The organism is Bradyrhizobium sp. USDA 241, assembly GCF_049739505.1.
In the GTDB taxonomy this organism is placed as follows: Bacteria; Pseudomonadota; Alphaproteobacteria; order Rhizobiales; family Xanthobacteraceae; genus Bradyrhizobium; species Bradyrhizobium liaoningense.
Map to the genome: position 1 here is coordinate 2,377,194 of NZ_JBMGPZ010000004.1, position 12,910 is coordinate 2,390,103.

Sequence of the window (12,910 nt, forward strand, 5' to 3'; positions counted from 1 at the left end):
ACGAGACTTCGCAGAGTTTCGGCGCCGCTGCAATCGGCATTGCCGCCACCGTTCAGCGAACTGCGCCGCGCCGCGAGGCCATGCTAGGTTCGGGGGGCGGCCGCCAGATGTGGAGATCGGAGGCGACCGACCAGGAAGCGCCGGGAGGAAATGCGATGGAATTTGTGTGGAGCGTGGTCACATTCGTCGGCCAGGCCGTCGAGGCGATTTTTGGCTATATCGAACATCACCATTGGATCTTCGCGTTCCTTGCCGGCGGCTACGTCTTCTATCTCCACGACCGCTCCGTCCACGCGCGGTTCGATGCGCTCGACAAGCGCATCGACGAAATCCGCAGGCGGCTCGCCATCGAATATTGACCGGGCGAGAGGACGCCGTCCTCGGGCGGATCTCGTATCCCGCGCCGAGAGCTACGGCTTTGGAAGGGGACGGCCTCACGCCTTTACGAGCGTTGCGATCGTGATGCCGCCGCGGAGGCCAGAGGGTGTCGTTAACCGGCCGTTAGGGTTAACATTCTATTGCTGGCGCGTTCGGCTCGATCAAGCGGCTCCAGAATCAAGGCTTCATGCGTCAACGGATCAGTCCTGCCCGGCTTCTTGCCTCGACGTCGCTGATCGCAGCGGTGGCCATGGGCCTCGGCGGCTGCACGGCCATGTCGAAACTCTCCGACGTGACGGGCTCGGTCGGCCCCCGGGCGGAGGCGGCTCCCGCCGACCGCGCGTCCACCGATCCGGCGCGGGCCGTCGACGCCTATGGCCAGCGCTACCGCGCCAATCCCAAGGACGCCGCACTCGCCTACGGACAGGCCTTGCGCGCCAACGGCCAGCGCGCCCAGGCCGCCGCCGTGCTCGAGCAGGCGACCATCGCCAATCCCGGCAACAAGGCGCTGCTCGCCCAGTACGGCCGCGCACTCGCCGACAACGGCAATTTCCAGCAGGCTTACGACGTCCTGTCGAAGGCGCACTCGCCCGACAATCCGGACTGGCGCCTGCTTTCGGTGCAGGGCACGGCGCTGGACCAGATGGGCCGTCATGAGGAGGCGCGGTCCTACTACGCGAGCGCGCTCAAGATCGCACCGGGTGATCCCGGCGTGCTCTCCAATCTCGGCCTGTCCTACATGTTGTCGAGAGAGCTGCCGAAAGCCGAAGAGGCGCTGCGGCAGGCCTATGCCTCCCCGCGTGCGAGCGCGCGGGTGCGGCAGAACCTCGCCCTGGTCGTCGGTCTCCAGGGCCGCTTCGCGGAAGCGGAGACCATCGTGAAAGCGGACCTGCCACCGGACCAGGCCGCGGCCAATGTCGCTTATCTCAAGGACATGCTCAGCCGCAGCGAGGCCCCGCACGGTGCACCGAAGCGGACGCCGGTTGCTTCGCTCAGCCAGCCCGACTGATCAGATCTGATCGCCCGATCTCAGCCTGAGTGGCGAACCGCGCGGTCCGCTCTCGCTCAGTGCAACTCCGTGACCTTGATGGCGGTCGGCCCGAGAATGACCACGAACAGAACCGGCAGGAAGAACAGGATCATCGGCACCGTCAGCTTCGGCGGCAGGGCGGCGGCCTTCTTCTCGGCCTCGTTCATGCGCATGTCGCGGTTCTCCTGCGCCATGACGCGCAGGGAGTGGCCGAGCGGGGTGCCGTAGCGCTCCGCCTGCTGAAGCGCGAGACACACCGACTTGACACCCTCGAGCCCGGTGCGCCGTGCGAGGTTCTCATAGGCGACCTTGCGATCCTGCAGATAGGACAGTTCGGCCGTGGTCAGGGTGAACTCCTCCGAGAGCGCGATCGACTGACCCACGATTTCGGTCGCGACCTTCCGGAACGCCATCTCGACCGACATGCCGGATTCGATGCAGATCAGGAGCAGGTCGAGCGCGTCGGGAAATGCACGCTTGATCGAGAGCTGGCGCTTGGCGATCGCATTCCTGAGGAACAGCATCGGCGCCTGAAGGCCGAGATAGGCAGCGCCGATGCAGATGCCGATCTTGACCGGCAGCGCCTGTTCCATGCGCGCGATCACGAAGACATAGAGGGCCGAGCCGATGAAGAGCGCGATCGGGGCGACCATGCGGGCAAACAGGAAGGTGATGTAGGGCGCCTGGCCGCGGTAACCTGCCATGATGAGCTTGTCCCGCGCAGCTTCCTGCGCGAGCCATTTGGTGAGGTTGAAGTCCTCGACCACCTTGGAAACGAGCTGCTTCGGGGTCTGGCGCAGCGAGACTTTTTCGCTCTTGTGAAGACGCTCACGCTCGCGCTGCCGGATGCGCTCACGCTCGCTCGCCACCGCCTTCATGCGCTTGGAGAGGCCCTCGCCGGCGAACAACGGCATCACCAGCGTATACACGGTTGCGCTGGCGGCGACGGCCGCGAGCAGCATGGTCATGAAACGGACGTCGTGCAGTTTCGAGACGAGGAATTCGACCATACGGCACCGTCAGAAATCGAAGTTGATCATCTTCTTCATCACCATGATGCCGATCGACATCCAGACGACGCAGCCGACCAGCATCAGCTGGCCGGTAGGATGAGTCCAAAGCACCGAGATGTATTGAGGCGTCGTGAGATAAACGAGGAACATCACGATCGGCGGCAGCGAGCCGATGATGCCGGCCGAGGCCTTGGCTTCCATCGACATCGCCTGGATCTTCTCCCGCATCTTCTTGCGGTCGCGCAGCACCTTGGAGAGGTTGCCGAGCGCTTCGGAGAGGTTGCCGCCCGACTTCTGTTGGATCGACACCACGATGCCGAAGAAATTGGCCTCCGGCAGCGGCATGCGCTCGTAGAGCCGCGCGCAGGCCTCGCCCAGGGGCATGCCGATCGCCTGTGTCTCGATGATAGCCAGGAATTCGCTGCGCAGCGGCTCGGGAGAATCGGCGGCGACGACCTTGATCGATTCGAACAGCGGCAGGCCCGCCTTGATGCCGCGAACGATCACGTCGACCGCGTCGGGCAGCGCAGCCAAGAACTTGGCCTCGCGACGCTTCTTCAGGAAGCCGAGCGCCCAGCGCGGCAGGCCGAAGCCGCCGGCAAAGGCAAGCCCGGCGGCACCGATCATGCCGCCGCCGCCGATCAGCGCGACCGCGAAGAACACGCCCGCCACGACGGCGGACGCGATCCAGAATTTCTGCGGCGTCCAGTCAAGCCCCGCCTGCGACAGGCGGACGCTGAGCGGAGCGCTCTTCTCCTGGGCGCGCCGCGCCTCGAGGTCCTTGAGCGTGGTCTCGACCTGCTCGCGGCGCGAGCGCTGGGTCTTCTCGGCCTGGCGGGCCGTCGGCGCCTCGGCGCGCGCGACCGATGCGCGCCGGCTTTCCGCCTTTCGCTCCCCGGACAGCAAGGGATAGAGGAAGACCCAGGCGATGCCGCCGACGGCTGCGGTGGCGAGGAAGGCGAGGGCGAGGACCTGCATGTTCATGGCGGCGCTGACCTGCTCACGTCTTCGGAGCGACTTCCGCTGCGTCGAGCGCAGCGGCGAGGCGCTTCTCCTCGCCGTAATAGCGGGCGCGTTCCCAGAACTTCGGACGGCCGATGCCGGTCGAGCGGTGCCGGCCGATGATCTTGCCGTTGGCGTCCTCTCCGACCATGTCGTAGAGGAAGATGTCCTGGGTGATGATGGTGTCACCTTCCATGCCCATCACCTCGGTGATGTGGGTGATGCGGCGTGAACCGTCGCGCAGGCGCGCGGCCTGGATGATGACGTCGATCGAGGCGCAGATCATCTCGCGGATGGTCCGCGAGGGCAGGGAGAAGCCGCCCATCGTGATCATGGATTCGCAGCGCGACAGCGCCTCGCGCGGGTTGTTGGCGTGCAGCGTGCCCATCGAGCCGTCATGGCCGGTGTTCATGGCCTGGAGCAGGTCGAAGGCTTCGGGGCCGCGGACCTCGCCGACGATGATGCGTTCGGGCCGCATGCGCAGGCAGTTGCGCACCAGTTCGCGCATGGTGACCTGGCCCTCGCCCTCGATATTGGGGGGGCGGGTTTCCAGCCGCACCACGTGGGGCTGCTGGAGCTGGAGCTCGGCGGCGTCCTCGCAGGTGATGACGCGCTCGTCGTGCTCGATGTAATTGGTGAGGCAGTTCAGCAGCGTGGTCTTGCCTGAGCCGGTACCGCCGGAGATCAGCACGTTGCACCGGACGCGGCCGATGATCTGGAGGATCTCGGCGCCCTCCGGCGTGATCGCGCCGAACTTGACGAGCTGATCCAGCGTCAGCTTGTCCTTCCTGAATTTGCGGATGGTGAGCGTGGGGCCGTCGATGGACAGCGGCGGCACGATGGCGTTGACGCGGGAGCCGTCGGCGAGGCGCGCGTCGCAGATCGGCGAGGATTCGTCGACGCGCCGGCCGACCTGGCTGACGATGCGCTGGCAGATGTTGAGAAGCTGTTGGTTGTCGCGAAAGCGGATCCCGGTGCGCTGGATCTTGCCGCCGACCTCGATGTAGACGGTATTGGCACCATTGACCATGATGTCGGCGATGTCGTCGCGCGACAGCAGCGGTTCGAGCGGGCCGTAGCCGAGGACGTCGTTGCAGATGTCGTCGAGCAGCTCTTCCTGCTCGGCGATCGACATCACGATGTTCTTGATCGCGATGATCTCGTTGACGATGTCGCGGATTTCCTCGCGCGCGGACTCCGAATCGAGCTTGGCGAGCTGGGCGAGGTCGATCGCCTCGATCAGTGCGCCGAAGATGGTCGCCTTGACCTCGTAGTAATTGTCCGAGCGCCGGCTCTCCATGGCCGGAGGCGGCACGGCCTTGGCAGGGGCAAGCGGCGGCGAGGCGACGGCCGGCGGAGTTGGGGCGCGCGACATCGTCGGCGCCGGAGCCGGGGCAGGCTCGTGCGATACGGCGCCGGGCTTGGGCGCCCGAAGGTCGGTGTCTGTTCCGCTACGCTTACCGAACACTTAACAGCTCCATGCGGCGGCTTATCTTCCCCGCAACTTCTCAATCAGAGGTGAAAACAGGGACGACTTTTGCTTCTTGGTCTCGCTGCGGCCGGTCAGGCGTTGGGCGATCTGCAGGAACATCTCGATCGACTTGTGGTTGGCGGAGATCTCCGCGATCATCTGGCCGTTGTTGGCTGCCGAGCCGAAGATCTGCGGCTCGAACGGGATCGAGACGACCGGCTGGCTCTCGATCGCCTTGGCGAACTCCGTGGCGGCGATTTCGGGCCGTTTCGGCACGCCGACCTGGTTGAGGCAGTAGAGCGGCGGCCGGTCGTTGGGGCGTGCGGCCTTCAACAGATCGAACAGGTTCTTGGTATTGCGCAGGTTGGCGAGGTCAGGCGCGGCCACGATCAGGATGTCGTCCGCTCCGATCAAGGCGCGCTTGGTCCAGCCCGCCCATTGATGCGGAACGTCGAGCACGATGCAGGGCATGGTGGAGCGCAGCGTGTCGAACACGGCGTCGAAAGCGTCGGTGCCGAAATCATAGACCCGGTCGAGCGTCGCAGGCGCCGCCAGCAGGCTGAGATGGTCGGTGCATTTCGACAGCAGGCGGTCGATGAAGGCAGTGTCGACGCGGTCGGGGGAGAACACGGCGTCGGCAATGCCCTGCGGCGGATCCTGGTTGTAGTCGAGCCCGGCGGTGCCGAAGGCGAGGTCGAGATCGGCGACGACGGCGTCCATCGCGAGGTCGCGCGCGATCGCCCAGGCGACATTGTGGGAAATGGTGGAAGCCCCGACGCCACCCTTGGCGCCGACCACGGCGATGATGCGGCCGACCGCCTTGGCTTCCGGCGCCGAGAACAGGTTGCAGATCGAGCGCACGACGTCGATCGCGCCGACCGGCGCGAGCACGTAGTCGCTGACGCCGCGGCGAACCAGCTCGCGATAGAGCGTGACGTCGTTGATGCGGCCGATCACGACCACACGGGTGCCGGCGTCGCAGACCGTGGCGAGCTGGTCGAGCCCGCTCAGCAGATCGCTGCGGCCGTCGCTCTCGAGCACGATCACGTTGGGCGTGGGAGCCGAGCGATAGGCTTCGATCGCGGCCGCCATGCCGCCCATCTGGATCTTCAGGTGGGCCTTGCCGAGACGACGATCCTCGCCGGCCGCCTGTACCGCGGCGGCGGTCTCCACGGTTTCGCAGAAGGCCTGGACCGAGACGCGCGGCGCAGGCGCAATATGCTCCTCCATCGGCGGAGGAGCGGCTTGCGACTGCTCGTCTTGTGTCTGGCGCGCGTAGCTGATCATCTGCCGGTTTCGCTGAGTTTGGCCTTGTCGGCCTCGGGATAGGTCGTCGCCGTCGAGAGCCCTTTGCGATATTTCTCAAGACCGGTGATGCGCCGCGGCGTGTATGACGGAGTTTCGGGCCGCGGCTGCTCAAGATCCGATGGATTGTCGACCATGGCCGCGAGGTTGCGCTGATAGGCGCAGCCGTAATTGTAGTAGTCCTTGTTCTCGAACCAGCGCTTGTTCTTCATCGAGGGGCCGATGTCCTCAGGCCACAGGCCGCAGGGACCGGCGACCGCGGCGATCTTGGAATAGCTGAGCCGGATCGGCGGCAGGAAACGCTTGTCCTCCGGCCGGTAGGGGTGAACGCTGACTCCGCGCGGCGGAACGCCTGCCGCCGCCAGCATCGCCTGGATCTCTCGCATCGTGTCCGCGATCGGACGAGCGTTGGGCGTCTGGGACGGTACGTCGATGCGAATGGCGCCAGTGCCTTCGTGCAACCATGCCGATGCGACCCCCATCACGTCGGCGCGCTGGGCGGCGGTCAGTCCACCACGGGCATGGCCGACGAAGACGACGATCGAGCGGTTTTGCTCCTCGATCGCGATCGGATGGCGCTGCTTGTAATCGTCGGGAATGGAGGCCGTGACGACCTCGTCGTGCTGGCAGCCGCCGAGCGCGAGCGCCATGCCGACGAGCGCGCCACCGAGGCGGATGGCGCGTCTGCGAAGCTGGGGTGGTCTCGTGATCATCGTGAAGTCCCCGTTCCGCCTCAGTCGGTGATGAAGCCGTAGGTGCCGCGGTAGCTCTTGGCCGGCTCGGCCCGTCCAGGCACGCCGTAGAGCCGGTTGACATTGCCGATCAGCTGGGCCTGCGGATCCGCAGGCGGAGCGAAACCGTCATCCGGCCGCGACAGGTCCTTCGGCGCCACCGCGCGAACGACGTAGGGCGTCACGATCACGACCAGTTCGGTCGCGTTGTTGACGAAGTCGCGGCTGCGGAACAGCGTGCCCAGGATCGGGAGTTGCATCAGTCCCGGCAATCCGCTGATCGCCTGCTTGGTCTGCTGCTGGATCAGGCCGGCCATCGCCATCGCGCCGCCGGAGGGAATTTCCAGCGAGGTCTCCGCGCGGCGGGTCCTGATCGAGGGCACCGTCAGCGAGTTCACCGTGGTCGAGGTCACCGCCTGCGACAGCGTGATCGAATTCTCGTTCGACAGCTCCGAGACTTCCGTCATCACCCGCAGGCTGATTTTGCCTTCACTCAGCACCACGGGCGTGAAGTTCAGCGAGATGCCGAACTTCTTGAAGTTGATCTGGGTTGTACAGACATGGGTGACGGGATCGCACGCATAGCCTGACGGCACCGGGAATTCACCGCCGGCGATGAACGTCGCCGATTCACCGGAGATCGCGGTCAGGTTCGGTTCGGCCAGCGTGCGGATCACGCCAGCGGTCTCCATCGCTCGCAGGGTGGCCTGCACCGACGGCGCCGCGCCGAACTTGGTGGTCAGGCTGTTGCCGTCCACGAGGTTCTTGCCGAGAGCCGTAAACGGATTGGAGTTGGAGAAGCTCACTACCGACGTGCCGTAGTTGAGATTGGCGGTCAGGTCGATGCCCAGCTGCTTGATGATGCTGCGCTGGACTTCGGCCACTGTCACCTTGAGCGTGATCTGGTCGCGACCGCGCACCACGATCGAGTTCACGACCTTGTCGGCGCCGCCGGCCAGGCGGGCAGCGAGTTCGTTGGCCTGTTGCGCCTCCATCGGATTGGCAGCCGTGCCGGTCAATACGATGCCGTCGCCGAGGCCGTCGATCTGGATGTCCGAATTGGGCAGGATCTGCTTCAGAGCGGCCCTTACGCCGTTGAGATCGCGCTTCACCGCGATGTCATAGGCCGCAATCTGCTGACCGGCCGAATCGAAGAACACGATGTTGGTCTGGCCGACTGCGGCGCCGATGATATAGGCGCGCTGCGCCGAGCGGACTACCGCATTGGCGATCTTGGGATCGGCGACCAGCACGTCCTTGATGTCGCGCGGCAGGTCGATCACGATGGACTTGCCGATGCCGAGCGAGAGGAAGCGGGCGTTGATCTGGCCGTCCGCCGCGGCCGGCGCCACGGGGCGGTAGTCGGCAGCGATTGCCGGGTTGAACGCCAACGCGAAGGCGGCCGAAAACGACAGGGCGCGGACCAGTGAGGTTCGTATCGTCGCCGAGTCTGCCCTGCATTTCATATCGACTGTCTTCATCGTGCCTTAGCCGTCTGACTTGGAATGCCGTAGCGAATGATCGAAACGCCGTCTCGCTTCTGCGCGGAGTCGTCGAGCGTGATTTCGCTCAGCTTGACGTCGGCGATACTGCGCAGCGCCAGCGACAGCGTGCCGCTCTGCCGCGCCGCGGAGAGCGTTGCGGTCTGCGCTGGATTGAGCTCGAGGGTGACGGTCTTGCCGACCACCGCGTTCTGGCCGTCCTTCTCCTTGGGCGCCTGGTCGATGGCCAGGACGCGGATATTGGCCAGGATGATCTCGGACGTGACGACATCGGGGGCGCCGCTGCTCTCGTCCGGGTTCTTCAACCGGCGCGTGAGAAGCACGTCGACGCGATCGTTGGGCAGGATGAAGCCGCCCGCGCCGGTCTCCGGCGAGATCTCGGTCGAGATCGCCCGCATGCCGGTGGGCAGGATCGCCGCCATGAAGCCGGAGCCTTCCGCCTTGACCAGCTTCTGGTCGCGGATCGGCTCACCCTGAATGAACGGTGCGCGCGCGATCGAGCCGCTTACCTGGGTCGCAGCATCGGGACGCTCGTTGCGGCGGATGAAGGTGGTGCTTGCGGTCGCGGCCGGCCAGGTCTGCCATTGCACGTCTTCCGGTTTCACGGTCTGGCCCAGGCCGATGTCGTTCTTGGCGACGAGGACGTCAACGGTCGGCAGTTGCGCGACCGGAAGCGGAGGCGGCGCAGAATTGTCGGTGCCGCTCGCCAGGTACGCGGCGACGCCGCCGGCGCAGATGGCGACCGCCAGGACGACAATGCGTGCCCTATTCATACGCTTCACTTTCCAACAATACGCCGCGACGCTGCCGCCGCCGTGATCGGCAGTTGACCAGCTATTCGTCAAAGCATGGTTAATGAGGCGTATCTAAATCGCCTTAACGCCGGGTTACCCAGTGCGTTCAGCGCAGTGCGAGGTGAGTGAGGTCGATCGCCTTCACCCATTCGGTCTCCGGGTAGACCATCAACGCGCTCAGGGCGAGCGCGATGCCGTAGGGAATGCCGCTCTCCTTGGCGTGCAGCCGTGCGAGCCAGGCCTGGCCCGCCAGCCCGTAGGGCAGCGGCCATTGCCGGAACTGGAGCAGGAGCAGCGTCAGCGCGCCGCCGAACAGCGAGGCGTAGAGCAGGAAGTTCATCAGCTGCGCGAAGCCGAACCAGAGCGCGACGGAAGCCGCGACCTTGGCGTCGCCGCCGCCCACCCAGCCCATCGCGAAGCAGGTGAAGGCCACGACCAGGACGAGCGCGCCGGCGCCGACATGACTCATGATTTCGTAAGGTGCCATGCCACCGGCAAGGGCGAGCACGAAGAAGCCTGCGACCAGCGCCAGCGATACGCGGTTCGAGATCGTCATCGTGAAGAGATCGCTCGCGGCGGCGAATGCCATCAGGGCCGGGAAGAGCAGAAGGCGCGCAAGGTCGAGGATCATGGGCTGCGTCTTGAGGCCTGGGTTGGCCGCGGGAGCTGGCGTCGCCGGATGCTAGCGCGTAGTGCTAAACAAACCGACAACGGCGACAGGGACGTGCGGCCAAGGCCGCTGAATGCGTTTTCACCAGAAGCTGGCAATGCGTGCGGCGAGCGCGACCGTCGCAAGCAGCAGCGCAAGGCAGATCCAATAGGCCGGCGAGCCGGCTTGAGCCGCCCCCACCTCTTTCGCCGCGACCGCGGCATCGGTTCTGAACTTGTACAACGCCACTGGAACTTGCCGTCTTCAGAAAAGCAAAGGCCCCGGAGGCCCGGGACGTTTGTCGTCGGTCGTCGGTTGCCTACTTCAGCGACGTGCTGATCGAGGTGAACTTGCCGTTCAGCGCGGTGCCGAGATTGTTGACGACGGTGATGATGGCCAACGCGATGCCGGCGGCGATCAGACCGTATTCGATGGCGGTGGCGCCGGATTCATCCTTCGCGAAACGCGCGATCAAGTTCTTCATGAACAAAACTCCGTCTGGGTGAAATCGCCTCGTTCGGCGCTGTCTGCGGCGAAGACCATGAGAGCCGAGCTCTTTCGGTAAAGTTAACTCGATCGGGTAAACCAAGGCCCGGCGCGCAGCTTTCGCGCAGAGTGAATTTCGCCTTAAGACGGCAGCTGCGATACATTCCGGTTCCGGATGCATCGTCAGCACGTTGCCTGCTTCACGCTCCCTTAAATTTCGCGGAGTACGCCTAGGCAGGACTGGAATTCGCAAGAGAGGCGACGATGTCGAGCCTGCCCATGCAAGTCGCCCTGATGCTCGGCGAGACCATCGTCAAGGTGATCCCCGTCACCTTCGTGCTCGCGGCCGTCTTCACCGTGCTGGAGCATTTCTGGGCCTGCAATCCCGGCGCGCCGTGGTGGCGCAAGCGGGAGATCATCACCGACATCTGCTACTGGTTCTTCGTCCCGGTGTTCGCCCGCACCATGCGGATCGGTCTTCTGATCGTCGGCGCCAGCGTCGTCTTCAACATCCACGACGCCGACGAGCTCATTGCCTTCTACGACAATGGCCATGGTCCGCTGTCGCAGCTGCCGCTGTGGATCCAGGCCCTGCTGTTCCTGGTGCTGTCCGATTTCATGCTGTACTGGCTGCACCGGCTTTTCCACGACGGCGGCTTCTGGAAGTACCACGCCGTCCATCATTCGTCGGAGGAAATCGGCTGGATCTCCGCGGCCCGCTTCCATCCCGTCAATCTCTTGCTCGGGACGATCAGCGTCGACGTCGTGCTGCTGATGGCCGGTATCTCCCCCAACGTCATGATCTGGGTCGGCCCGTTCACCACCTTCCATTCGGCCTTCGTGCACGCCAACCTGAACTGGACCTTCGGACCGTTCAAATACGTGCTGGCGACGCCGGTATTCCACCGTTGGCACCACACCTCGCTCGAAGAGGGCGGCGACACCAATTTCGCGGGGACGTTTCCGATCTGGGACGTGCTGTTCGGCACCTTCCGCATGCCGGAGGGGAAGCTGCCGCAGGATTACGGCAAGGACGAAGCGACCATGCCGAAGGAGATCTGGGGCCAACTCTCCTATCCGTTCAAACAATAGCCGGCGAGTTTGCGGAACGTTCATGAATTAAAGGCAGGTTGACCGGGTCGGGCGCCGGCTCCGCTGCTATCTGGTCTTCTGCCGGTTTGTGACGTCCCGGGGGTAAGAGTATGCGTAAGGAATTGCTGCGCCGTCATGCGCGCGTGTGTCTTCTGGTTGCCGCTGCGGTGCTGGCATGGCCGACCGCCGGCCTTGCCGAGTCCACCGCCGACACGATCGCGGTCAATGTCGATCAGGCCAAGCTGGTACGGCTGCCCGGCAAGGTCGCAACCATCGTGGTCGGCAATCCCCTGATCGCCGACGTCACGCTCCAGCCGGGCGGCATGATCGTCGTGACCGGAAAGGGCTATGGCGCCACCAACTTCATCGCGCTCGACCGGGGCGGCGAGATCCTGGTCGACCGCCAGATCCAGGTTGAAGGTCCGAGCGACCGGCTCGTCACCGTCTATCGTGGGATCGAGCGCGAGTCCTACAGCTGCGTTCCGCTTTGCCAGCGTCGCGTGACGCTCGGCGACAGCGACGCCTACTTCAACAACACGATGAGCCAGGCTGGTTCGCTGAGCAGCAGTGCCAGCGGCAGCGCCAAACCCAACTAAGGCGCGATGCGAAAAAGGCCGTGCGCGACGCACGGCCTTCTTGTTTCCTCGCTCGAGCCGGTCGGGCCAAGAGCCCGGTGGGCTCAGCCCGCGGCGCGGAGGTTGTCCGCCGCCGACTTGCCGGAGCGGCGGTCGGCAACGATCTCGTAGGAGATCTTCTGGCCTTCGCGCAGCGAGCCGAGACCGGCGCGCTCCACGGCGCTGATGTGAACGAAAACGTCCTGGCCGCCGTCGTCGGGCTGGATGAAGCCGAAGCCCTTGGTCGCGTTAAACCACTTCACGGTTCCCATGCTCATGGGTAGTTCCTTCTCAGATACACAATGTCGGAGCCCGCTCGCGCGGGCAGGTTTAGATCGAATTTCTGGAAGGGTCGTCAGGGTGTCTGAACCGGCTGTACCGGTGGATGCCAATGTCGTCCGGCCGAAAATCGATTAATTCATTTTATCAGAAACTGGGATTCGAGACAATCGGGACGCGCACGATTTTTTGATCCGCCGTGATGTCAACGGCGGATCAAGATCCAAGTCGGGTTTTTGTCTCGCGCGTGCGCGCCGCAGCCGATCAGCGGCGGCGGAACTGGCCGCCGCGCTGTCCGGGACGGGGCGGTCCGCCCGCCGTGCTGGGACGTTCGTCCTTGTGGCGGAAAATCAGCCGGCCCTTTTCCAGGTCGTACGGCGACATCTCCACCGTCACGCGGTCGCCCGCGAGCGTCTTGATGCGGTTCTTCTTCATCTTGCCGGCGGTATAGGCAACGATCTCGTGTCCGGCGTCGAGCTGCACGCGGTAACGGGCGTCGGGGAGGATTTCGGTGACCAGTCCTTCGAACTGGATCAGCTCTTCCTTAGCCATGAATTTCTCCAG

General features: G+C 64.8%; 16 protein-coding genes. 4 read left to right on the forward strand and 12 right to left on the reverse strand.

What is annotated here, in order from left to right; genetic code table 11:
• Positions 1–155 precede the first annotated feature (155 nt).
• Together ABIF91_RS20995 and ABIF91_RS21000 are read left to right on the forward strand one after the other, a co-directional pair.
• On the forward strand, positions 156–359 hold the full coding sequence (locus ABIF91_RS20995) for a hypothetical protein (RefSeq protein WP_028177287.1): 204 nt from the start codon (positions 156–158) through the stop codon (positions 357–359).
• A gap of 206 nt (positions 360–565) precedes the next feature.
• A complete protein-coding gene (locus tag ABIF91_RS21000) occupies positions 566–1,387 on the forward strand; it encodes a tetratricopeptide repeat protein (RefSeq protein WP_028177286.1) in 822 nt (273 codons plus the stop codon).
• Positions 1,388–1,443: 56 nt separating this feature from the next.
• Here ABIF91_RS21000 and ABIF91_RS21005 read toward each other — a convergent pair whose 3' ends face one another.
• From ABIF91_RS21005 to ABIF91_RS21050, 10 genes are all read right to left on the reverse strand, one after another.
• The gene (locus tag ABIF91_RS21005; RefSeq protein ID WP_028177285.1) at positions 1,444–2,418 is read right to left on the reverse strand and encodes a type II secretion system F family protein; all 975 of its coding nucleotides are present in this window, start codon (positions 2,416–2,418) and stop codon (positions 1,444–1,446) included.
• A 9-nt stretch (positions 2,419–2,427) separates the two neighbouring features.
• A complete protein-coding gene (locus ABIF91_RS21010; RefSeq protein ID WP_028177284.1) occupies positions 2,428–3,405 on the reverse strand; it encodes a type II secretion system F family protein in 978 nt (325 codons plus the stop codon).
• A gap of 16 nt (positions 3,406–3,421) precedes the next feature.
• Positions 3,422–4,891, reverse strand: a complete 1,470-nt coding sequence (locus tag ABIF91_RS21015; protein WP_028177283.1) for a CpaF family protein — start codon at positions 4,889–4,891, stop codon at positions 3,422–3,424.
• Positions 4,892–4,912: 21 nt separating this feature from the next.
• Positions 4,913–6,181, reverse strand: a complete 1,269-nt coding sequence (locus tag ABIF91_RS21020) for an AAA family ATPase (protein WP_028177282.1) — start codon at positions 6,179–6,181, stop codon at positions 4,913–4,915.
• Complete coding sequence (locus tag ABIF91_RS21025) at positions 6,178–6,912, reverse strand: CpaD family pilus assembly protein (RefSeq protein WP_028177281.1); 735 nt, start codon at positions 6,910–6,912, stop codon at positions 6,178–6,180. Before ABIF91_RS21025 ends, ABIF91_RS21020 begins: the two co-directional genes overlap by 4 nt.
• A gap of 20 nt (positions 6,913–6,932) precedes the next feature.
• Positions 6,933–8,396, reverse strand: coding sequence for a type II and III secretion system protein family protein (locus tag ABIF91_RS21030; protein ID WP_028177280.1), 1,464 nt, complete (start codon positions 8,394–8,396; stop codon positions 6,933–6,935).
• Positions 8,397–8,407: 11 nt separating this feature from the next.
• Positions 8,408–9,205: a Flp pilus assembly protein CpaB gene (gene cpaB / locus ABIF91_RS21035; protein ID WP_028177279.1), complete on the reverse strand. Its 798-nt coding sequence runs from the start codon at positions 9,203–9,205 to the stop codon at positions 8,408–8,410.
• A gap of 127 nt (positions 9,206–9,332) precedes the next feature.
• Entirely contained in the window at positions 9,333–9,857 is a 525-nt protein-coding gene (locus ABIF91_RS21040) for an A24 family peptidase (RefSeq protein ID WP_028177278.1), read from the reverse strand.
• A 120-nt stretch (positions 9,858–9,977) separates the two neighbouring features.
• The gene (locus ABIF91_RS21045; RefSeq protein ID WP_162131595.1) at positions 9,978–10,118 is read right to left on the reverse strand and encodes a hypothetical protein; all 141 of its coding nucleotides are present in this window, start codon (positions 10,116–10,118) and stop codon (positions 9,978–9,980) included.
• Positions 10,119–10,194: 76 nt separating this feature from the next.
• A complete protein-coding gene (locus tag ABIF91_RS21050) occupies positions 10,195–10,359 on the reverse strand; it encodes a Flp family type IVb pilin (protein WP_028177277.1) in 165 nt (54 codons plus the stop codon).
• 266 nt (positions 10,360–10,625) lie between these two features.
• Here ABIF91_RS21050 and ABIF91_RS21055 point away from each other — a divergent pair, with 266 nt between their 5' ends.
• A complete protein-coding gene (locus tag ABIF91_RS21055) occupies positions 10,626–11,453 on the forward strand; it encodes a sterol desaturase family protein (RefSeq protein WP_028177276.1) in 828 nt (275 codons plus the stop codon).
• A gap of 110 nt (positions 11,454–11,563) precedes the next feature.
• Positions 11,564–12,049, forward strand: coding sequence for a pilus assembly protein N-terminal domain-containing protein (locus ABIF91_RS21060; protein ID WP_028177275.1), 486 nt, complete (start codon positions 11,564–11,566; stop codon positions 12,047–12,049).
• 83 nt (positions 12,050–12,132) lie between these two features.
• Here ABIF91_RS21060 and ABIF91_RS21065 read toward each other — a convergent pair whose 3' ends face one another.
• Positions 12,133–12,345 carry a cold-shock protein gene (locus ABIF91_RS21065; RefSeq protein ID WP_014439634.1) on the reverse strand — a complete coding sequence of 71 codons (213 nt, stop codon included), beginning with the start codon at positions 12,343–12,345 and terminating at the stop codon, positions 12,133–12,135.
• 265 nt (positions 12,346–12,610) lie between these two features.
• Positions 12,611–12,898 (reverse strand): translation initiation factor IF-1, encoded by a 288-nt coding sequence (infA, locus tag ABIF91_RS21070; RefSeq protein WP_024340539.1) that lies wholly within the window; start codon positions 12,896–12,898, stop codon positions 12,611–12,613.
• Positions 12,899–12,910 lie beyond the last annotated feature (12 nt).

Bases quoted from the DNA above. Each gene is read 5' to 3' on its own strand.
- cpaB (WP_028177279.1), bottom strand. From the start codon at position 9,205: ATGAATAGGGCACGCATTGTCGTCCTGGCGGTCGCCATCTGCGCCGGC.
- ABIF91_RS20995 (WP_028177287.1), top strand. From the start codon at position 156: ATGGAATTTGTGTGGAGCGTGGTCACATTCGTCGGCCAGGCCGTCGAG.
- infA (WP_024340539.1), bottom strand. From the start codon at position 12,898: ATGGCTAAGGAAGAGCTGATCCAGTTCGAAGGACTGGTCACCGAAATC.
- ABIF91_RS21010 (WP_028177284.1), bottom strand. From the start codon at position 3,405: ATGAACATGCAGGTCCTCGCCCTCGCCTTCCTCGCCACCGCAGCCGTC.
- ABIF91_RS21025 (WP_028177281.1), bottom strand. From the start codon at position 6,912: ATGATCACGAGACCACCCCAGCTTCGCAGACGCGCCATCCGCCTCGGT.
- ABIF91_RS21050 (WP_028177277.1), bottom strand. From the start codon at position 10,359: ATGAAGAACTTGATCGCGCGTTTCGCGAAGGATGAATCCGGCGCCACC.
- ABIF91_RS21055 (WP_028177276.1), top strand. From the start codon at position 10,626: ATGTCGAGCCTGCCCATGCAAGTCGCCCTGATGCTCGGCGAGACCATC.
- ABIF91_RS21030 (WP_028177280.1), bottom strand. From the start codon at position 8,396: ATGAAATGCAGGGCAGACTCGGCGACGATACGAACCTCACTGGTCCGC.
- ABIF91_RS21060 (WP_028177275.1), top strand. From the start codon at position 11,564: ATGCGTAAGGAATTGCTGCGCCGTCATGCGCGCGTGTGTCTTCTGGTT.
- ABIF91_RS21065 (WP_014439634.1), bottom strand. From the start codon at position 12,345: ATGAGCATGGGAACCGTGAAGTGGTTTAACGCGACCAAGGGCTTCGGC.
- ABIF91_RS21020 (WP_028177282.1), bottom strand. From the start codon at position 6,181: ATGATCAGCTACGCGCGCCAGACACAAGACGAGCAGTCGCAAGCCGCT.
- ABIF91_RS21005 (WP_028177285.1), bottom strand. From the start codon at position 2,418: ATGGTCGAATTCCTCGTCTCGAAACTGCACGACGTCCGTTTCATGACC.
- ABIF91_RS21040 (WP_028177278.1), bottom strand. From the start codon at position 9,857: ATGATCCTCGACCTTGCGCGCCTTCTGCTCTTCCCGGCCCTGATGGCA.
- ABIF91_RS21000 (WP_028177286.1), top strand. From the start codon at position 566: ATGCGTCAACGGATCAGTCCTGCCCGGCTTCTTGCCTCGACGTCGCTG.